Origin of the sequence: Bradyrhizobium sp. CCBAU 53338, assembly GCF_015291665.1 — a bacterium.
Taxonomy (GTDB): domain Bacteria; phylum Pseudomonadota; class Alphaproteobacteria; order Rhizobiales; family Xanthobacteraceae; genus Bradyrhizobium.
The window spans coordinates 2,531,038-2,551,491 of sequence record NZ_CP030048.1 but is presented as its reverse complement, the minus strand read 5'-3'; the positions used below and the strand labels follow the sequence as shown (position 1 = coordinate 2,551,491).

The 20,454-nt window shown below is 58.8% G+C and carries 19 protein-coding genes and 1 pseudogene; 14 read left to right on the top strand and 6 right to left on the bottom strand.

All coding sequences use genetic code 11. The features are described 5' to 3' along the window. Positions 1-52 precede the first annotated feature (52 nt). Both XH90_RS12025 and XH90_RS12020 read right to left on the bottom strand, forming a co-directional pair. Positions 53-979 (bottom strand): IS3 family transposase, encoded by a 927-nt coding sequence (locus XH90_RS12025; RefSeq protein WP_246755780.1) that lies wholly within the window; start codon positions 977-979, stop codon positions 53-55. Positions 980-1,021: 42 nt separating this feature from the next. After that, positions 1,022-2,368, bottom strand: coding sequence for a hypothetical protein (locus XH90_RS12020; RefSeq protein WP_194481672.1), 1,347 nt, complete (start codon positions 2,366-2,368; stop codon positions 1,022-1,024). A 97-nt stretch (positions 2,369-2,465) separates the two neighbouring features. On the opposite strand from XH90_RS12020, the gene XH90_RS12015 reads away from it, so the two are divergent. The 6 genes and pseudogenes from XH90_RS12015 (at position 2,466) to XH90_RS39790 (ending at position 7,878) form a co-directional block, all read left to right on the top strand. Further along, on the top strand, positions 2,466-3,821 hold the full coding sequence (locus tag XH90_RS12015) for an O-antigen ligase family protein (protein WP_194481670.1): 1,356 nt from the start codon (positions 2,466-2,468) through the stop codon (positions 3,819-3,821). A 170-nt stretch (positions 3,822-3,991) separates the two neighbouring features. Next, a complete protein-coding gene (gmd, locus tag XH90_RS12010) occupies positions 3,992-5,077 on the top strand; it encodes a GDP-mannose 4,6-dehydratase (protein WP_194481668.1) in 1,086 nt (361 codons plus the stop codon). Further along, positions 5,058-5,270: pseudogene (locus XH90_RS38930) on the top strand (NAD-dependent epimerase/dehydratase family protein); the annotation flags it as partial. The gene gmd and the pseudogene XH90_RS38930, both read left to right, overlap by 20 nt. A gap of 225 nt (positions 5,271-5,495) precedes the next feature. After that, positions 5,496-6,443, top strand: a complete 948-nt coding sequence (locus XH90_RS12000; RefSeq protein WP_194481664.1) for an NAD-dependent epimerase/dehydratase family protein — start codon at positions 5,496-5,498, stop codon at positions 6,441-6,443. A gap of 120 nt (positions 6,444-6,563) precedes the next feature. Then, positions 6,564-7,301 carry a class I SAM-dependent methyltransferase gene (locus tag XH90_RS11995; RefSeq protein ID WP_194481662.1) on the top strand — a complete coding sequence of 246 codons (738 nt, stop codon included), beginning with the start codon at positions 6,564-6,566 and terminating at the stop codon, positions 7,299-7,301. A gap of 94 nt (positions 7,302-7,395) precedes the next feature. Next, entirely contained in the window at positions 7,396-7,878 is a 483-nt protein-coding gene (locus XH90_RS39790) for a DapH/DapD/GlmU-related protein (RefSeq protein ID WP_371748363.1), read from the top strand. Here the strand turns inward: XH90_RS39790 and XH90_RS11985 are convergent. Beyond that, the gene (locus tag XH90_RS11985; protein ID WP_194481658.1) at positions 7,850-8,758 is read right to left on the bottom strand and encodes a phytanoyl-CoA dioxygenase family protein; all 909 of its coding nucleotides are present in this window, start codon (positions 8,756-8,758) and stop codon (positions 7,850-7,852) included. The genes XH90_RS39790 and XH90_RS11985 overlap by 29 nt on opposite strands. A gap of 133 nt (positions 8,759-8,891) precedes the next feature. Further along, on the bottom strand, positions 8,892-9,467 hold the full coding sequence (locus XH90_RS11980; protein ID WP_194481656.1) for a class I SAM-dependent methyltransferase: 576 nt from the start codon (positions 9,465-9,467) through the stop codon (positions 8,892-8,894). Between the two features lie 219 nt (positions 9,468-9,686). On the opposite strand from XH90_RS11980, the gene XH90_RS11975 reads away from it, so the two are divergent. From XH90_RS11975 to XH90_RS11940, 8 genes are read left to right on the top strand one after another with little or no spacing between them, the layout of a single operon-like run. Continuing rightward, on the top strand, positions 9,687-11,018 hold the full coding sequence (locus XH90_RS11975; protein ID WP_194481654.1) for a hypothetical protein: 1,332 nt from the start codon (positions 9,687-9,689) through the stop codon (positions 11,016-11,018). Between the two features lie 46 nt (positions 11,019-11,064). Then, a complete protein-coding gene (pseG, locus tag XH90_RS11970; RefSeq protein WP_194481652.1) occupies positions 11,065-12,600 on the top strand; it encodes a UDP-2,4-diacetamido-2,4,6-trideoxy-beta-L-altropyranose hydrolase in 1,536 nt (511 codons plus the stop codon). Beyond that, entirely contained in the window at positions 12,597-13,283 is a 687-nt protein-coding gene (locus tag XH90_RS11965; RefSeq protein ID WP_194481650.1) for a methionyl-tRNA formyltransferase, read from the top strand. The genes pseG and XH90_RS11965 overlap by 4 nt, the downstream gene beginning before the upstream one ends. A 13-nt stretch (positions 13,284-13,296) precedes the next feature. After that, positions 13,297-13,986, top strand: a complete 690-nt coding sequence (locus XH90_RS11960; protein WP_194481648.1) for a PIG-L deacetylase family protein — start codon at positions 13,297-13,299, stop codon at positions 13,984-13,986. After that, on the top strand, positions 13,983-15,038 hold the full coding sequence (pseI, locus tag XH90_RS11955) for a pseudaminic acid synthase (RefSeq protein WP_194481646.1): 1,056 nt from the start codon (positions 13,983-13,985) through the stop codon (positions 15,036-15,038). The genes XH90_RS11960 and pseI overlap by 4 nt, the downstream gene beginning before the upstream one ends. Before the next feature lie 40 nt (positions 15,039-15,078). Next, on the top strand, positions 15,079-16,368 hold the full coding sequence (locus XH90_RS11950) for an aminotransferase class III-fold pyridoxal phosphate-dependent enzyme (protein ID WP_194481644.1): 1,290 nt from the start codon (positions 15,079-15,081) through the stop codon (positions 16,366-16,368). Further along, on the top strand, positions 16,332-17,258 hold the full coding sequence (locus XH90_RS11945; RefSeq protein ID WP_371748346.1) for an aldo/keto reductase: 927 nt from the start codon (positions 16,332-16,334) through the stop codon (positions 17,256-17,258). The genes XH90_RS11950 and XH90_RS11945 overlap by 37 nt, the downstream gene beginning before the upstream one ends. Positions 17,259-17,271: 13 nt before the next feature. Beyond that, on the top strand, positions 17,272-17,979 hold the full coding sequence (locus XH90_RS11940; RefSeq protein WP_194481640.1) for a cytidylyltransferase domain-containing protein: 708 nt from the start codon (positions 17,272-17,274) through the stop codon (positions 17,977-17,979). Between the two features lie 51 nt (positions 17,980-18,030). Here the strand turns inward: XH90_RS11940 and XH90_RS11935 are convergent, their stop codons facing one another. Together XH90_RS11935 and XH90_RS11930 are read right to left on the bottom strand one after the other, a co-directional pair. Beyond that, positions 18,031-19,170, bottom strand: a complete 1,140-nt coding sequence (locus XH90_RS11935; RefSeq protein ID WP_194481638.1) for a glycosyltransferase — start codon at positions 19,168-19,170, stop codon at positions 18,031-18,033. Between the two features lie 105 nt (positions 19,171-19,275). Continuing rightward, entirely contained in the window at positions 19,276-20,295 is a 1,020-nt protein-coding gene (locus XH90_RS11930; RefSeq protein WP_194481636.1) for a GDP-mannose 4,6-dehydratase, read from the bottom strand. Positions 20,296-20,454 lie beyond the last annotated feature (159 nt).

The following is a 20,454-nucleotide window of genomic DNA, read 5'->3' as shown; positions in this document are numbered from 1 at the left end:
CCGACCGGTATTCAAAGTGCTGCTAAAACCCCTTGCATCCGCGGGGCCGTCTTTACATGAAGCTCTCGATGAAGGCATTCTGCATGGGCTTGCCCGGCGCGATGTAATGCCATGCAACACGGCTCTGATCGGCCCACGTCAGGATGGCGTTGCTGGTGAACTCGCTGCCGTTGTCGCTGACCACCATCTTCGGCCTGCCGCGTTCCATCACCAGCCGGTCCAGCTCCCGCGCTACGCGGGTGCCGGAGAGCGAGGTGTCGGCTACCAGCGCCAGGCACTCGCGGGTGCAATCATCAACGACGGTAAGCATACGGAAGCGGCGGCCATCGGTGAGTTGATCCGACACGAAGTCGAGCGACCAGCGCTCGTTCGGCGCCATCGGCACCATCATCGGCGCCCGGGTCCCGATCGCCCGCTTGCGCCCGCCACGGCGGCGCACCGTAAGCCTCTCTTCCCGGTACAGCCGAAACAGTTTCTTGTGGTTGATCAGATAGCCCTCCCGCTTGAGCAGAACGTGCAGGCGCCGATAGCCGAAGCGACGGCGCTCCAGGGCGATCGCCCGCATGCGCTGGCGAACGCCGGCATCGTCCGCCCGGGTCGTCCGATATCTCATGGTCATGCGGCAGCAGCCGATGGCTTTACACGCCCGCCGTTCGCTCATCCCGTGGGCATCCACGAGATGCGCAACAGCTTTCCGCTTGGCCGCGGGCGTCACCATTTCTTTCCCAAGAGGTCCTTCAACGCCGCATTGTCCAGCATGGAGTCGGCCAGCAACCGTTTCAACCGCGTGTTCTCGTCCTCCAGCGTCTTCAGCCGCTTGGCCTCCGACACCTTCCAGCCCACCGAACTTGGCCTTCCATTTGTAGATGCTGGCGTCGCTGACGCCATGCTTGCGGCAAAGATCGGCGACCAACACGCCGGCCTCATGCTCCTTCAAAATCCCGATGATCTGCTCTTCCGTAAAGCGGCTGCGCTTCATGCTCTGGTCCTTGTCATGGGCCAGAACGAACTTCAAACTGGATTAAGCCCGAGGGGCAAGGTCAGGTGTTATCGCGCCCATCATGAACAGCCATAAAAACACGTTCGCCCCCAGCGGGACATACACAGGTGAAACCGCGGCTATGGCGCAGTAAGCGGCAAACCCAATTGCCATCTTTAGGGAACGGCGCCACAAGGCGAAAAAGGTTAGGACTTTGGCGACGGTTGCGATGAGAGTACCAATCAAGCCATAATCTTGAACCTCTTTCAGGATCGAACTCTCCACACCGCGATCCATGTAGTCAGGCACTCGGTAGGCGAAATTCGGATCGCCGAAGACGATATGGAACGCCGAAAACTGAGAGAAATCTAGGATACCTTTTTCCCAACTGATAATTCGGTCTCTGGTCGAACTAACCTTTGGGTCCACGACGATACTCAAGTAATCGGGCAAGCTTCGCGGCCGAACCTCAAGCTGCGGCCGGTGATCAACCTGAGGAGCTGTTTCCGCCGGATGCTTAACCCAAAACCTGGCTATGATGGCCTGTGAGAGACCGAGGTAGCCGACAACCAGGATTGAAGATAGCAGGAGAGAGACGATCATCTTCTCGCGATTGAACGACCGCAGCAAGATCGCGCCACAGCTTGCGACAATGCCGGATTTTGTTGCCGCAAGCGCCGCAGAAAGTGACACCGCCGCTACAGCCATAATAGAAAATTCGGAGAGAAGCAGAGCCAGCAGCCCTAGTCCGTATCCGTTCAATGGACCTGCAAACAGGCCTTTAGCTCTGAAGATGCCTGCTTTGGAGACGTAGAGTGCCTCATTATGTGTGATGAATTCATCGCGCCAGACATACCAGTAAGTTTGGAAGTAGGCCTCGTGAATCTCTATCAGCGCCGAGACAACAACTGTCGCGACTAGTAGGTGCACGAGCGGCCGGCGATTGAACAGGAACAAGATAGCAACAACCGGCGCCGCATACATCGATAGATTCTTTGCGTCGGGAGGAAGCCCTAGCGCAACGTGCAATGCCGAGGAAATCACAAAATAACCGGCCAGCAGTCCAACCCATCGATAGCTCTGTAGCTCCTTGAGCGTTTCGGCCGGAGTTAGCGCTATGCGGACGACCGCGAGTCCAAGTGCACCTGCGAAAACGGCGCTCCTGTTGAATTCGAGATGGAAATAGAACTTTAGAAAATCGTACCAAATGCTCGAAATGAAGAAACATATCGCCGACAGCCAGCCAACCATCTCTCGTCCAGAGGACCGCACTACTTTGGGCCACCAAGCATCCATGCACAATTCCGAATTTCTGCCATGCAGGCTGCTTGGCCGGGTTGCTGCGCTGGTACAAGAAAGGTAGCGCTCGATTACTTCGACATCAATCATACGCAGCCTCGCCTTTCTTTGGGCTGGTTGATTGTAGCTGGACGTCGAGGTATTTAGCCATAAGCGGAATGTCCAGGGGCTCGGAAAGGTTGATGTAATGGATATTCTGGAAATGGCTGTACGGGCAAGAAGGACTGTGCGGAACGCAAATATTTTGATCGGCGGAGCACTGGCGCTTTTTGTTTCTGCCAATGCTGTTTTAGTCTTGATCTTTGGTCTGGCTGGCGTCCAGGGGAACCCCCTTGTCACCGGGGGATACCTGGCTGCGAGCGAATTATTGCTTTTCTGCCTAACGTTCCGGAGCGTTAGGCTGCAGGCTACCGATTATTTGTTCGGTGGATTCGTCCTTAGTATCGCTTTATCGTTCGTCCTCAACGTCATTACATTCGACCCTAAACAGATTGCGCTCCTTGCGATTGCCCTCGGAGCGTATCCCGCCTGTCGGTATCTCTCATTTGAGAACCCGGGGGCCCGAGAAACATTTGCGTCGATAACGGGCGCCATTGTCGCGCTCGGGACGGTTTTGGCAGCCTACGCGATGTTCACGCAGTGGGACGGTCTATACGCAAGACCCGTCGTCCTTGGCGTTACTGATGCTGCGGCGCACTTTTTCCTAATGGTCTGCGGACTTATGATTTTTGCAGTGACCGCTAGCGGCCTAGATCGACAAAAGTCGCTGCTACTGTCCGCATTTATATTCTTGCCTGCCGCGGTGTTCTCTGCCTCTCACGTTCGAGCGACTTTCATCGCGATCACTGCGACACTAATATTCGCGTTGATCATCTCTGAATCGAAACAACGAAGGTATTTTGCTGTTGTGATCGGTACGCTTTTGGTCGCCATCGTCATCGGCCAAGTACCAGCCTATTTTAGAGATAGAGCTATGGTCGAGAGGCAAACGGCTCGCGAGAAAATGACAGGGGAGACGCCTCCTCCTCAAGAACAACCAGAAGCGCACCCTCGGATGGCCTCCCGAGGCGTTTTAGTCCCGAGCTGCACAACGAACGTGAAAATTGGTGATTCAATCGCTAAGAGAAAGATGGCTTTGCAGGATGCGTTCAAGCTCCTGCCTGCGGCAGGTGCATTCGGGTTCGGCTTCGGTGCATTCGATCAAATTTCCTGCGTGTCCATGGAGGTTCACAACAGCTATCTGCAAGCTCTCATTGAGTTCGGCTGGATTGGCGGCCTCTGCTTCTGCGCTGCCATTGCGATCGCGTTGATTGGCCTGTGGCCCTTTTTTCGGCGAAGTAATGAGGCAAGATTTGCGATTTGCGGACTGGTATATATGGCGATGTTAAGTGTCCCGCATGGCATCCTAGGTGAAGATAGGATGCTGTTTGCGATATTGGGATTTGCGGTGGGAGTGCACGAGAGGTGCACGCTGAAACGTCAGGCGCTGCATTCTTTCGACACTGCGGCAAGCGGCGACGCAGCTGGATCGGCACTTACATAGAGTTGCGCACTGTAGATTTCGATAAGGTTTCCATGACAAATGTTGCTTTCTAAATTCAACCGTCGAACAGATCGAGGCATTTACTTGACAATCAATCCGGTCACAAAACAAGGCCCCAGTAGGGCGCGGGACGGGCAAGCCGCTGCTGAAGCTTGTTGATAGGCTGTGCCATGAATAGTCGAAGTTCCACACAACGCTGCGCTCTCATCACCGGTGTGACGGGTCAGGATGGTGCGTATCTCGCCGAGCATCTGCTGTCGCTCGGCTACGTCGTGCACGGCATCAAGCGGCGATCGTCCTCGTTCAATACTGCCCGCGTCGATCATCTCTACCAGGACCCGCATGTCGGCAACGTGCCGTTCCTGATGCATTACGGCGACATGACGGATTCGACCAGTCTGATCCGCCTGGTGCAGCAGATCAGACCGACCGAAATCTACAACCTCGCCGCGCAAAGCCATGTGGGCGTCAGCTTCGAAAGCCCGGAATACACCGCGAATGCCGACGCGATCGGCGTGCTCCGCCTGCTGGAGGCGATCCGCATCCTCGGCATGGAGAAGGAGACACGGTTCTATCAGGCCTCCACCTCCGAGCTGTACGGCCTGGCGCAGGAAGTCCCGCAGAGGGAGACCACGCCCTTCTATCCGCGCTCGCCCTATGGCGTCGCAAAGCTCTATGGCTACTGGATCACGGTGAACTACCGTGAGGCCTACGGCATGTTCGCGAGCAATGGAATTCTATTCAACCACGAGAGCCCGATCCGCGGCGAGACCTTCGTGACCCGCAAGATCACCCGAGGCGTAGCCCGCATCGAGGTCGGACTGGAGCAAATGCTCTATCTCGGCAATCTCGAGGCCAAACGCGACTGGGGCCATGCCAAGGACTACGTCGAGGGCATGCACCTGATCCTGCAGGCCGACAAGCCCGACGACTTCGTGCTCGCCACCGGCGAGACGCGCTCGGTGCGCGAGATGGTCGAGCTGTCCTTTGCCTATGTCGGCCGCCGCATCGAATGGCGCGGTGCCGGCGTCGATGAAACCGGAATTGATGCCGTCAGCGGCAAGGCGGTGGTGAAGATCGACCCGACCTATTTCCGCCCGACCGAGGTCGATCTTCTCGTCGGCGACGCCAGCAAGGCGCAAAAGGTGCTCGGCTGGAAACCGAAGCAGACCTTTGTCCAGCTCGTCGAGGAGATGATGGCCAGCGATCTGGCCGAGGCCAAACGGGACGTCGTAAATGGCAAGCGTACCGTTTGAGCTCAAGGGCAAAAGCGTCTACGTCGCCGGCCGTCGCGGCATGGTCGGCAGCGCGATCGTACGCCGGCTGTCGCGGGAGAATGTGAATCTCCTCACCGTTGACCGGCGCGAAATCGATCTCTGCAATCAGGCGGTCGCGTTCGACTCGTTCGCGAAGATGAGCACGGCTGCCGCCGCCACTTTAAATGGCTTGTGGACTGGTCGGAATAAGGAGTTGTTCTTGCTGTTGAGTAGGTCCAGTCCTGACGGCCCGCACGAGAATGAGCAGAATACTTGCACACCAATGCGTTCTTCATACGTTCAAATCGGACAATTCGCGTAGCCGCCAACGCGAGCGCGCGACTTCGTCCAGACGTATGAAATTTCTCGCAGTCTGGTAGATTGTGCCGTGCCTATAAAGGAAAAAGGAAGAGTTGTAGTGATTGATGGTCGTCCGGTTGTCTTGGTCACGGGAGCAAGTGGCTTCATCGGACGGCATCTAGCGCCGGCGCTGGTGAATCAAGGTTGGCTTGTGCGGCGAGCCGTACGCCGAGCCTCGTCCGCCGATGATACTGTGCTTATTCAGTCGATCGACGGCGGGACGGACTGGACGGCGGCGTTGCGCGACGTTGATGCTGTTGTCCATTTAGCAGCTCGGGTTCACCATCCCGAGTCCGATCAGGAAAACCACCTGTACCAGTCGGTGAACCGAGACGGCACCTTACAACTTGCCCGATCCGCCGCTCGAGCTGGTGTTATGCATTTCGTGTACATGAGCACCATCCTCGTCAATGGCAGCAGAACAGACGAGCATGGGCCTTTCCGGGAAACCGATGCCCCCTCCCCGAAGGGACCCTACCCGATTTCAAAGGCAGAAGCTGAGCTCGGGCTTGCGGCTATCGCAAAGTCCTCCAGCTTGAGTGTCACAATTCTTAGACCTCCGCTGGTCTATGGTCCCTCCGTCCTAGGCAATTTCCGTCGACTTCTCGCCGCGATCAGAATTGGTCTGCCCCTCCCTTTTCTGGCGATTCAAAATCGTAGGGCATTCGTTGCGATCGACAATCTGATCTCGTTCATAGTTAGACGTCTTGGCCATCCTGAGGAGACGCTCGAAGTGTTCCTGATCGCGGATGATGAACAGGTTTCGACCCCCGAGTTCGCGCGGCGGATCGCAAAAGCCTGCGGCGGCCGCGCACGTCTATTCCCTCTGCCCAGGAAAGCGCTAGACCTCTTCTTCAAGATCACCGGCCGGCCGCAATTTGGCGACAGCTTGTTGGGATCGATGGAAATCGATACGAGTAAAGCCCGAAGTACAGGTTGGAGGCCGATCATTGGCCTCGACGATGGCCTTGAATTCGCTGTCCGCGGTTCCAAGCGACGCACGTAGCGGCCGCAGCATTCTTGCGTTTGGAACATTGGGTAGTTGGTTCCATTGACCAGTTGGCCGGCGATTGATATCAGGGCCCAGCTTCTAATCGGCTGAACTCACCAATCCCAAGATCCTGTGATGGATAGTCCGGACGTGCGCGCCAACGATCAGGCTTTTTATGCCGGATCAGTTGACTACTTCGATCCCAAGAACGAGAGGTACATCAGGTCTCACCTGGATGTGGTGAAATCGTACATCTCGGCGGTCTCAGACCCCTTGGAAAAATTCTACCGCTCTCGCGGCGGCAACGTCAGGTTCGCCGAACTTGGTGCCGGGACCTGCCTGACATCGCTCTCACTGCGAAAGATGTATCCACAAGCAAGCTTTACCTGCGTCGACATCTCACTGTCGCGCATGCAGTTGCTGCTAGGAAAAGCAGCGAGTCTCGTAGGCGTCTCGCCCGAGGGCATTGAGCTTACCGAATGCGACATGTCCAACAGATTGCCGTTCGAAAATAAACAGTTCGATATTGTCGTATTCGACGCCTCGTTGCACCACTCCTGTAACATATGGCTCACACTGTCCGAATGCAGGCGCATCCTAGCGCCGGACGGCGCTGTCGCCGCGCTGCGCGAGCAGTACGTTGCTCCGTTGACTGCAAGTTATGCGTTGCGTCGGTTGCTTCGGACCCAGGAAGTTCAATCGGGGGTCGCCGAGAACGCGTTCCTTAAAGAACAATACGCATATTACTTCGCGGCCAATGGCTTCGTGCCCGCCTTCCACAGCGTGACGCCGGGAGTGCACTGGCGGCTACTGTCGCCTCTGAATGGCCTGCTATTCTCGAAGTGGTCGATCTGGGCGCCGCTGGCGCGCTAGATTCGGGGAACTTTGAGTACCAGGAGGATATTTGAAGGAAACAATCCGCAATCTAGCGCGCAGCCGCCTGGTGACGCTGCCAGTCCGTAGCTTGATGGCCGCAGCTGACGCAACATCCCGTGCGGCGAGCGTTCTGCGGACGGCCGCGCTATTCCCGCGTGCTCGCGAGCTGCCCTATTGTCACTGGTCGGTAACGATCAAAGCCGCCGAGAATGTAACTCTCGGACGTGCTGTAGTCATCGGGCCAAAGTGCACGCTCGGAGCCGTAGGCGGCATTACATTGAGTGACCACGTGCGACTTTCCGAGGGTGTTATCATCGAATCTGCCGGCTTGGATTTCTCCCATGAACCACCCTACCCACATATCTATCGACCTATCGTTCTTGAACACGGCGTGTGGGTGGGCGCTCGCGCGATCATCCTTGCCGGTGTCACAGTGGGCGCGCGAAGTGTGATCGGGGCAGGGGCGGTAGTTACCCGTTCAGTACCCGCCGACAGTGTGGTATCCGGAATGGGCGTTAGGAACTGGTCACGCGAGCGCGAAGCGGTCAGTCCGCCGACAGATAGACCCGATTGATAAAGGGGTCGATCCCCGAGGGGATTCCATTCGCACCAATCTTCCCTGCTGGCTTCTCCGGTCCGTAGATCGAGTTGCGCAGTGAATACAGGACCTGGAACAGCAGGCGCGGCTTGGCCCTTGGAGGCACGCCACGATGGAAACCGTAGGTGTTTTCCAAGAATGCCGTTCCGGCTTTGCCTGTAAATGTACAAAGACTATCGGCGCCAAACGCCTGGACGATCTCGCGGTCCTCATAACGGCGGATGGTCGTTAGTTTGTCGACGTTCTGCGACCCTGGCACGAACATGTGGGGCCCCGAGGTCTCATCCACGTCAGTTAGGTAGCAAAACAGCTTGACGAACCTAATGTCGTCAACGTCTCGATGAAATTGCTCCGCCTGCTCGGCCTTACCGTCCTTGTTCGGCATCGACCACCATGCAGTCATATAGCTAATCGTCGGCTTGGCTCCGAGGAAACCGGATACAATGCTCAGGACCTTCGGGTCGTTTGCAATCTCCACGGCGTGTGGCGCGCGGATCACAGTCTCGTTCGGAAAAAAAGCGACATGGGTTTGCGGGGGAGCGTTGCCGGGTGCAACGAATTGGCCGAGTTCAGGCCGATATGGATCGGCGCATTTGTTCTCTGAAAAGAACTTGCGCATGGATTGCAACTGATTGGACGATATTAGGCCATCGAGGAACAGATAGCCGCGATCCTTCAGCACGGCCGTCTGCTCGGACATGTCGCTCGTCGCCTTGAAGGCCGGAAGCCGACGAGCAAGGCTGTCGGCCGTTCGCTCGCGCGAAGGTACACCGCGGATTCGACGCTGCGTATAAAACTGGCGATAGCGTTGGTCTGTGAGAATTTTTAGGCCACGCGCAAGCTTGTCTCTAAGCATTTTGCCTCACCGGAAAATGTAGATTGGCGATCATCGGCTGGTCGCCCCAAGGCGGCAGCCTTTAACAACAATCCCGCTAAAACTGTCAATCATAGAACTCTCTCGAATGCTTCCATTGAGGCGGATCAAAGCGTCAGACGAACGGGTTTGGCGGAAAGGCCGCAGAGAGGTTCTTGGAGAGGAAGTCGACACCCACTGAATGATCAGGCTGAGGCGCCGGCACGCTCATATTGCGCCGCAACAGCCGGTAAGCGGGGCTGGCGAGGAAATATCGTGAAAACTCCATCTTGTAGGAGCGTACCCCTTCGAGGTGGGAATAGCGGTTATGGTAGGGAACCGGCTCGATAAAGTCGTAGATTGCAAGGACTCCGCCGTCGGCCAGGACCCGGTCGGCTTCGGCGACGCAGCGAAGATGCAGGCGCGGATCCACCAGGTAGAGACAAAAGCCGAAGATGACGAGATCGAACTGGCCGTCGGCGAATGGCAGCCGGTCGGCGGTTCCAATTTCAAGCGACAGGGACGGATACCGGCTTCGGCCGTCTGCCACGGCCTGGGAGGAAGGCTCGATCCCAAAACCCCTCGCGGCAAATCGATCGCAAATTCTCGCAACGCGGTAGCCATTGGCGCATCCGATCTCGAGCACCGAAGTCGGCGAGACGCCGATTTCCTGCAATGTCGCCAGGACAATGTCCTGGCCGGGTCCGCGCAAATGGTCCTGGTTGCGCGCGTACCATGCATCGCCCTCGCTCTCGAGGAAGACCTCTTTTTGGCTCCGCTCTGTCATCGGTCGATTCGACTCACGCAATTGTTAATCATTCCAAGAGCTTGTGCCATTTGCTCAAGCCTTTGCCAAGCGCCGGAAATCGCTGTAGGTCAACGTCGCGCGCGACCGGCCCACGAGGGGGCTCTGGTTGGGAGATGCCTTATTTTGCACGATCGTGGCCATCCACCGAACACCAGCCAGTCGAAGAAGGGCGCGTTTGGCCTCATCTCCGGCCGGAACCCAATGCTCAGGGTTGGGGTCTATTTCACGAACTTTGGATTGTCCAAGGCGGCGGCCTATCTGGCACCGCTGCTGCTCGCAGCCTGCCTGGATAGCTCGTCCTATGGCATCGTCGAGTATGCCTGGTCCTGGTCTGCGCTAGCTGCGACATTCTTGACGCTTGGTATTCCCGCCGCCATACCGCAACTTTCCCTGTTGCGACGATTGGTTCCGGTGGCCGACATCATGGCCCTGTGCGTTGCCGGCCCGGGAACCGTGTTGACAGTCGCAGCGGTGATTGCGGCATTTGTGCTGGACGCACCGACGCAGGCGGTCGTTCTTGGTGCCTGCACCATCGCGCTCGCACAGGTCGCGCTCACCTCCTATATGCGCACCTTCTCGCATCGGAATCTGGCGCCGTGGCTCGAAAGCATCTCGATCTACGGCATGACCGGGATCGCCACGTGCCTGGCACTCGTGGGCCTAAACGGCATCGCACCGCTTGGCGCTGCAGCGACCCTTGTTTCGGCTCTTGTCGTCATCGTCGCGCTGATGTTCTTCGCGCGATGGAAGAAGGCCGGACTGACGAGCCGAATGCAATCGGCCCTCGGGATCGGACTGCCGCTCCTCGCGTTCACATTGGCATCGATCTGGGCGGCGGTGAGCGGCAGGATCTATGTTGGCGCTTTTCTCACGGTCGAAGACCTCTCCGTCTATTCGGTGGATTTCCGCGTCGCATCTGCGCTGTTGATCGCGCACAGCGTCGTCGCGACCGGTCTGTTTGCGCGGCTCTATCGCATGAGGTCGCGGCTGTACGACCGTTTGCTCAGCTACTATTTAATTGCGATCGCAATCGTTGCGGTGGCAATGATTGCAGCGTTCCCGTTCACCGTAGAGTACGTGCACTTCCGTTCCATCGCGACCGACAAAATGCAGCCTGTGGTCGGCCTCTTTCCCGTCTTGATGGTCCAGGCCTACGGCTGGAGTGCGTGGGCTTCACTGGAACTGCGGTTGGCGCGAGCGAGGCGCTCGGCGCCGGCCGCCCGCCGAACCATCGTGCTGATGGTGATTATCGGAGCACTCGTGGCCAGCCTGGGCGTTCACGGGATGCTGAGCCTGCGCCTCTCAGCGATCCTGATCGCCTTGCAGACGCTCGGCGGGGTTGCGATCCAACTGTTCACGCTGTGGCGACGCGGGGCGAAGATGCCGCGATCCGCCGCCGCCATCGCCTTCGGCTCGGTTTTGATTAGCGCGGTCGGCTGGTTTATACAGCCGTGATGATCCACGACATGCAGCCAACCCCAGGTCGGAGCACGAACCCACAATGCTGATCGCGTTCCGAGCCGATGCCGATCCGGTCATCGGAGGTGGCCACGTTGTGCGGTGCCTGACGCTGGCGACCGAAATGCAGCAGCGTGGTGCCGAGATCATATTCGTATGCGCGACCGGAACGGCCGACGCCGTACCCGCCCTCGCCCGTTCGGGCATCGCGTTGCTCGAGGCAGACAAAAACGACTGGAATGCCGCCCTCCTCGGCGGCAAGCATGCCGGGACGCACATTGACCTTATCGTAGTTGATTCCTACAGGCTCGGCGAACCGTTCGAGCATGCACTGCGCCAGCATGCGTGCCCGATCCTCGTGATCGAAGATGCGCCGAGCCGGCCACATGATTGCGACATGCTCGTCGATATGACGCTCAATCGCAGCAGCCACGATTACGCCGGCCTGGTTCCAGCGCATTGCCGCGTGCTAGCGGGCGCTTCCTACACGTTGCTGCGCAGTGTTTTCGGAGAACTGCGCGCCGGCTCGTTAGCGCGACGAACTGCGGTGCCGAAGCTATCGTCGCTGTTCATCTCACTCGGGCTCACTGACATCGGGGGGCAGACCGCCGTTATCGCGCGATCCTTGTTAGCATTGGAGAACATTGCACGAATCATCGTGGTGACCGGGCCGATAGCGCCTTCTCTCGACGTGATTGTCGCACTCCGAGAAGCTTCGAACCGTATCGAAGTCCATGTCGATCCTCCCGAAATCGCCGAATTGATGGCAAGCACTGACGTGGCAGTGGGAACGCCCGGCACGTCGAGCTGGGAACGCTGCTGCCTCGGCCTGCCCTCAATCCTGTTCGTCGTCGCCGCCAACCAGCAAGACAATGCTCGCGCACTAGAAAGAGCGGGAGCCGCACGAGTTGTCACGCCAGGCCCTGATTTGCCTCAAGCTATTTCGCGAATTCTGAGCGAACTCTCTCTTCATCTCGACGAACTCGCACGTATGTCGCGGCAGGCAGCCAGCGTCTGCGACGGGAACGGTGTGCAACGCGTTGCGGCGGCCATCGATGAGCTTGCACTGCCGAAGCGTGCCGGCACCCTGACGCTGCGCCGTGCTGCCGTTGAAGACGCGCGAAGGCTGTGGCTTTGGCGCAATGACCCTGGCACTCGAGCATTGTTCGGCGATACCCGGGCAGTGCCATGGGATACCCATTCCGCATGGTTTGCCAGCCGTCTCGCTGACCCGACCACACTGATCTTCATCCTTGAACTCGATGGTAGACCTTGCGGCAACGTGCGCTTTCACACGGAATTGACGGGGACCGCGACGGTCAGTATTGCACTGGCTAGGCACATCCGTGGCCAGGGACATGGCGCAGGCGCCCTCGTTTTGGCCTGCCGAGAAGCCTTCAGGCAAGGGTTCTGCGAACGCATCGAGGCGCGGGTGAAGCGTGAGAATCTTGCTTCGCAGCGAACGTTCCTGAAGAGCGGCTTCGCGCTTGCTGTCGAAGATGCCGATTATTTCGTTTATCAATTGCCCGCGGACGCGAGCGGGCAAAAAGCCAGCAGAATTTCGGGACAGGCGCAATGACACGATATGTATTTGCCAGCAGGACTGGCTGGCCGATCGATGAATTTCTGCGCCGGCGCAACAATCTGCCGGGTGAGTGGATCACCGTAACCAGCAAATCGGATCTAACGCCCGAACTCCTGCGTCCGCTCGCACCTCGCTATGTTTTTTTTCCACACTGGTCATCCATCGTTCCGAAGTCGATTCTCGACGCATACGAATGTGTATGTTTTCACATGACGGACGTGCCGTTCGGGCGCGGCGGTAGCCCGCTGCAAAACCTCATCGGCCGCGGCATCCGGGAGACCAAGCTCTCGGCCTTGCGTATGACCGAGCAACTCGATGCCGGGCCGGTTTATATCAAGCGGCCGCTCGAGCTTTCCGGCAGCGCGGAGGACATCTTTCGCCGTGCCGCATCGACCACCCTGGACATTGTCGAATGGATGGTTGCGACCGAGCCGTCGCCAACTGCGCAAACTGGCGAGCCAACGGTCTTTGTGCGCCGAAAGCCCGAACAAAGCGAGATCCCTGGTAGCGGAACGGCAGAATCACTCTACGATCACATCCGTATGCTGGACGCTGCCGGCTATCCACATGCTTTCGTCGACCACGGCGGCTGGCACATGGAATTTACCGGCGCCTCGCTCGACGGTAGCGTCGTAAGTGCAAAGGTCGAATTTTCAAAGTTGTCGCCCCAGTCTTGAGATCAGCATCAGCATGACGCACCGAACCATTCTTGTATGCGCCGCCCATCCTGACGACGAGATACTGGGCTGCGGCGGCACTATGGCGCGCCACGTCGATCGCGGGGATTCCGTACACGTCGTCTTCGTGGCAGACGGGATCGAATCGCGAAAGGCGATGAATGCTGAACGCGAGCGCCTTCTCACTGAGCGACGTGAGGCAGCTTTCAAGGCTGCGAACATCATCGGTTGTGAGCGGCCGCACTTCTTCGACTACCCCGATCAGCGGCTAGATACGATTTCGCTACTCGATATTACTCAAAGCATCGAGACGCTCCTGGCTGCGCTCCAACCCGATCTTGTCTACACGCATCACGGCGACGACCTCAACGCCGACCACCGGCTCGTGAGCGAAGCGACGATGACCGCGGTACGGCCGATGCCAGGCCAGAAGGTCGTCGCCGTCTACGGTTTCGAGACTTTGTCGAGCACAGAGTGGGTTTTTCAGAGCCGGGGAAACGCGTTCCGCCCCAATCACTTCGTGGGCGTGGCGAGCACACTCGTACGAAAGCTCGACGCCCTGCGGGCGTATGATGCGGAGATGCGCGACTTTCCGCATCCTCGATCCTACGAAGCCGTCGCGGCACTTACAAAGCTGCGCGGCGCTACAGTTGGCCTTGCGGCCGCGGAAGCATTCACCGTGTTGCGAGAGGTTGAGCCATGAGCCGGAGCCCGGAATTCGAAATCGCCGGCCGCAAGATCGGCCCCGATTATCCCCCTTACATCATCGCCGAATTGTCGGCGAACCATGGCGGCCGCCTCGCCAAGGCCCTGGACCTGATCGAGGCTGCGGCCGCGACCGGCGCGGATGCGCTCAAGATCCAGACCTACACGCCCGATACCATGACGATCCCGCACGACGGCCCGGACTTTCAGATCAAGGGCGGATTGTGGGACGGCTACCAGCTGCACCAGCTCTACAAGGAAGCTTACACTCCGTTCGAGTGGCATGCGCAGATGTTCGCGAAGGCGCGCGAACTCGGCATCACGATTTTTTCGACACCTTTCGATGAAACTGCCGTCGACCTGCTCGCCGGGCTCGAGGCGCCCGCGTACAAGATTGCCTCGTTCGAAGTGATCGATCTGCCGCTGATCAAATATGTCGCGCGCCGCGGCAAGCCGATGATCATCTCCACCGGCATGGCGAATCTCGGCGAGATCCAGGATGCCGTCGAGACAGCGCGGAACAACGGCGCCAGCGGCATTGCGCTGCTGCATTGTACGAGCGCTTACCCTGCCCCGATCGAGGAAGCCAACGTACGCACCGTAACTCATCTTGGGGCCGCATTCGGGGTGGTATCGGGTCTTTCCGATCACGCGCCTGGCTCCGCAGCGTGCGTCGCTTCCACCGTTCTCGGCGGCTCCATCATCGAAAAGCATTTCACGCTCTCGCGCGCCGATGGTGGTCCCGACGCGGCCTTCTCACTCGAGCCGGACGAGTTCAGGACGCTCGTCGACGATTGCAAGTCGGCGTGGGCTTCGCTTGGCACGGTTGACTACAGCCTGGCGCCCAGCGAGGCGGCCAACACCCGCTTCCGTCGCTCGATCTATGCCGTCAAGCCGATCATGGCGGGCCAGCCGCTTACGGCGGAGAACGTGCGCGTGATCCGGCCGGGATTCGGCCTCCCGCCCAAGCACCTGCCTGACATCATCGGGCGCACCGCCGCACGTGACATCGCCTATGGTGAGGCGCTAACGTGGTCGGCAATCGCCTGATCGATCCGCCCCTCACTCAACCTCCGCGCCTGGAAAAAACATGTCCCTTCGCTACGCAGAATCGGAAGCACTTCTCGCGCGCGCCCGAAAGACGATCCCGCTCGGCGCGCAGACCTTTTCCAAGAGCGTGACGCAGTATCCGTTCGGCGTTTCACCCTACTTCATCTCGCGCGGCAAGGGGTCGAAGGTCTGGGACGTCGATGGTCATGAGTATATCGATTTCATCAATGGTCTGTGCTCGGTAACGCTCGGCTACGCCGATCCGGACGTGAATGCGGCGGTGGCAGCACAACTCGAGGATGGCACGATCTTCACCCTCTCCCATCCGCTCGAAACCGAAGTGGCGGAGCTCCTGTGCGAGGTCGTGCCGAGCGCGGAAATGGTGCGCTTTGGCAAGAACGGATCGGATGCCACCGCGGGCGCCATCCGTGTTGCTCGCGCCTTCACCGGGCGCGACCACGTGCTGGTCTGCGGCTATCACGGCTGGCAGGACTGGTACATCGGCTCAACCGCGCGCAGCAAGGGCGTCCCCCAGGCGACGCGGGACCTCACTCATGGCTTTGCCTACAATGACCTGCCGGCGCTCGAGAAAGCACTAGCCGAATACAAGGGCCAGGTCGCAGCCGTCATCATGGAACCGATGAACGTTGTCGAGCCCGCGCCAGGCTATCTCGAAACCGTCAAGGCGTTTGCCCACGCTGCTGGCGCCTTGCTGGTGTTCGATGAGACGATCACCGGTTTCCGCTATGCGCTCGGCGGCGCACAGGAGCTGTTCGGCGTGACCCCTGATCTCACTACGCTTGGCAAGGGTATCGCCAACGGCTTCCCGCTGTCGGCGGTGTGCGGCCGCGGCGACGTCATGCACGAAATGGAGGAAGTCTTCTTTTCATTCACGATGGGCGGCGAAACGCTTTCTCTGGCGGCAGCCAAAGCAACGATCGGCAAGTTGAAACGCGAGCCCGTCATCGCGACCATGAACGAACGCGGCTCGCGCATTCTCGCCGAGGTGCCGAAGTTAATCGACAAGCACGGCATCGGGCATTTTGCTTCGGTGAGCGGTCACCCGACCTGGTCGTTCCTGATTTTCAAGGATATCGAAGAAACCAACGCCTTCGAGATCAAGACGCTCTGGATGCAGGAGATGATGGAGCGCGGGCTGTTGTCGTTTGGCACGCATAACCTCAGCTACTCGCACAGCGAGGCGGACGTCGATGCGCTGCTCGCCGCCTATGAAGCGATCTTTCCGATCCTGCGACAGGCGGTTGATCATCGCGCCATCCGCCAATACCTCAAATGCGAGCCGCTGGAGCCGCTCTTCCGTGTTCGCTGATGACGGCGCGGAACGATATCACGACCTCGCTTGCGTCCAGGATCGGACTGGGCACGGTGCAGTTCGGCACAAACTACGGCGTCTCAAACGCCGCGGGCCAGGTCCCAGCCCCGGAAGTCGCAGCGATACTCCGCTCTGCGCATGCAGCGGGAGTTCGCGTACTCGACACCGCAGCTAGCTATGGCACCGCGGAGGAGGTTCTGGGCGCTGCGCTTGCCCCTGACCAGGACTTCGCGATCGTGACCAAAGCACTGCCGCTGAGCCATGGCCTCGAAGAGGTCGAAAGACGGGCACGGCGATCACTCGATCTGCTCGGCCGTTCGCCTGCCGACGCCATTCTGATTCACGCGGCGCGCGATCTTGCCGGCTCGGAGGGACCTCGCCTGTGGACGCTGCTGGAGCGGCTTCGCGACGAGGGCCTGTACAGACGCATCGGTATCTCGGCTTATCTTGATGACGGGCCCCTCGAACTGGCTCGGCGATACCGCCCCGACTTGATGCAGCTTCCCTTCAGCATTCTTGATCAACGGCTGCGGCAAAACGGCGAGCTAGCCCTGCTGAAAAAGCTTGGAATCGAGGTTCACGCCCGCTCGGTCTTCCTGCAAGGTTTGCTCTTCATGGACTCCGAGCGGTTGCCGGCGCGGCTTGCCCACGCCGGACCTGCACTTGCAGCCACCCAGGCTCGGATTAAGCAGGCGGGCCTGCGGCCCATCGAGGCCGCGATCGGCTTTATTCTCGCGCAGGACGATGTCGATATCGCGATTGTGGGTGTCACCAGCCGAGACGAGCTCGCCGAGATCGTCTCGGCCTCGGCGACACGGCTCCCCGACTTTGACTGGCGCGCTTGTGCAATCGACGATCCTGTCACACTCACTCCGTCACTTTGGTAGCCAGATACAGCCCATGATCCTTGCCATCCTTCAGGCCCGCATGTCCTCCACCCGCCTTCCCGGCAAGGTGCTGAAGCCGATTCTCGGGCGCCCGATGCTCTGTTGGCAGATCGACCGCATTCGGCGATCAAGGACGATCGAGCGGCTCGTGGTCGCGACCAGCCAGGAGACATCCGACGATCCCATCCAGGCATTCTGCGACGCCAATCAGGTATTTTGTTACCGTGGCGCACTGCACGACGTGCTTGGGCGTTTTCACGGCGCAGCGCAAATGTTCGGCCCGGCCGAGCATGTGATCCGGCTGACTGGCGACTGCCCCCTCATCGACTGGACGATCATTGACGCAGCCGTAGATTTGCAGAGACGCGCCAAATCAGATCTCGCCGGCAATGGCATCGAACGCACATATCCCGACGGCCTGGACGTCGAAGTCGTCGCGTTTTCCGCGCTCGAACGGGCCCATCGCGAAGCGACCGACGCGAGCGCGCGAGAGCACGTGACGCACTATATCTACCGCCACCCGGAAACATTCCGGCTCGCGCATCTGACCCAGGAGCCTGACCTTGGCGCCCTGCGCTGGACTGTTGATACGCCAGCCGATTTTGAAATGGTCGAGAAAGTGTTCAAGGGACTGGCCAAGCGCAATAACAATTTCATCCAGCAAGACGTGCTCGACTTTCTCGAAGGTCATCCTGAGATTGTCGCGATCAACGCGCCCTAAGTCGCCTGGATCGAGATGACGTGATAAATCGTCGGCGTCTGCTTTTTACGCTTATTGGTGGACACGGCGTCGTCGAGCTAGTGCCGCCTGGTACTGCTCGGCGACGTCAGCTGCAAATTTCTGCCATTTAAATAGCTGAACGGCACGATCTCTCGCGGCGGCGCCCAGGCGAGCCGCCAGAACCGGATCGTCAAGCAAACGCGACATCGCAGCGGCAAGAGGCACTTCATCGCGAGGCATGACAGTGAGACCTTCCAAACCATCTCTTGCAACCCACGGCACTCCCGTCGGCAAATTTGTGTTGACGACAGGGATCGCGCTGCACATCGCTTCGAGTTGGACGATACCAAATGCTTCGGCTTCGTTAACAGATGGCAGCACAAAGAGGTTCGCAGCCCCGAAAGCCTGCCGCTGTTCGACCCGCGACATGTAGCCGGCAAAAGTCACGCGATCAGATACCCTCGCTTGCTCCGCAATTTCGCGCAGTTCAGCCTCGAGCGGGCCGGTCCCCGCAATGATCAGGTGCGCATCGACATGCTTGAGCGCCCGCAGCAGCACATCAAATCCCTTGTAAGGCACCAAACGTCCGCACGCCACAATCAGGCGCGGATACTGCTGACGAAGCTTGGCAACGACCGCATCGTCCTCGGGCGTTCGTCCGGTCCAGAAGTCGGTATCGATGCCATAGGGCAAAACAACACACTTCTCCGAGTATTTTGCCAAATATTCGGAATGCTGAATCATCGCGGGGTGGGAGACAATAATACAATCCGCACGCTCAACTGATCTCTTGAGTAGCGGATGAAAGATCGGCCGAAAAAGGTTTCTTCCCGTAATTTCGGCATGCCAGTGAATGACGAGCGCCTTGTCGTCCGGTATGCCAAGCAAAATTCCGATATCAACGAAGGGAAAGGGGGCGTGAAAGGCAATGACGTCGGCATCCTGCAGACGCTTGCGAAACATCGGAATATACCCCGGCGAGAGAGGCAAAGAGCTGAATTGGGCGAGCGTTGTCGTTCGCTCGACCGACAGGCCATTCACGTCTAATGTCGAGCCCAGCCCCAAGTACCTGCAGACGAGAAGGGACGCTGAATGATGACTCGGGGTTCCTTCAGCAATGCGCGCAATGGCTTCCACAATGCCGCCGTGCGCGTCGGGCGCGTAGACTTTGAAAGCGTGAAGGATCTGCATGATTATAAACGCTTACGTCTGCCGGATTTGCCGATCGAATGCACACAATTGCGACTGTGGCTCAACTAGGATCAAATCATCGCGATAGGCAAGCGGAATCGGGGATTACCGGCGCAAACGCCTCAGATCCTCTTCGACCATTGTGCGCACAAGATCTTCGAAGCTCATGCGCGGTTGCCAGCCAAGTTCCCGCCGTGCCTTGGTTGGGTCTCCGACAAGCGGGATCGGTTCGTTCGGACGATAAAACTTCTCGTTGACCCTGACCACCACACGTCCTGTCTTCGCATCGACCGCAACTTCGTCGGTTCCGCTGCCATGCCAGGTCAGATCAAAACCAGCGGCCTGCGCGGCAGCCTTGCAAAACGAACGGACAGAGTGTGACTGGCCCGTTGCCAAGACATAATCATCGGGACGCTTGGCGTGCAGCATCCGCCACATCGCCTCGACGTAGTCGGGGGCGGAGCCCCAGTCACGTGTCGCATCGAGATTGCCAAGCTCAATGCCGTCCCCGCGTCCTACCGCGATGCGGGCGAACCCGTGCGTGATCTTCCGAGTTACAAACTCTAGTCCACGCAGCGGGCTCTCATGATTAAACACGATTCCGCTGCAGGCGAACAGCCCGCCGGCGTTGCGCGCATTGACCGTCATCCAATGCGCATAGAGCTTTGCGGCGCCGTATGGGCTACGTGGTCGGAACGGCGTCCCCTCCGATTGGGGCGCGGCTGGGGCATCACCGAACATCTCCGAAGACGACGCCTGGTAGAAGCGAATTGAGGGGTCGATTCCTGTGATTGCTTCAAGGATTCTGGCTACTCCAAGAGCGTCTGCGTCGCCAGTCAGAACCGGAAGGTGGAACGATGAACTGACCACACTCTGCGCGGCGAGATTGTAGATCTCATCCGGCCGTTCACGTTCGATAACAGAAACGATACTTCGGGAATCCAGCAGCTCCAGATCGACTATTCGAACATCGCGGTCGATACCCAGAGCCTTCAGCCGCCAAAGATCTCGCGCCGGAGAAGCACGTGATCCACCGACCACATCGTAGCCCTTCTCAAGCAGCAGCCGGGACAGATAGGCGCCGTCCTGTCCCGTAACCCCTGTTATCAGCGCCCGGCGTGCCATCGATGAACTTTGCCGCGGATGCTCATGAGAATGTTCAAGATGCTCAGGAATCACAACTGCCCGGAGATTCTGCCTACTGTGCAATCCAGCCGCAGGCAGCACTCTTCTTAAGCAAACCCGGAGGGGGTGCGCAACACCCGGGCTCCAGTTTCCCTTGCA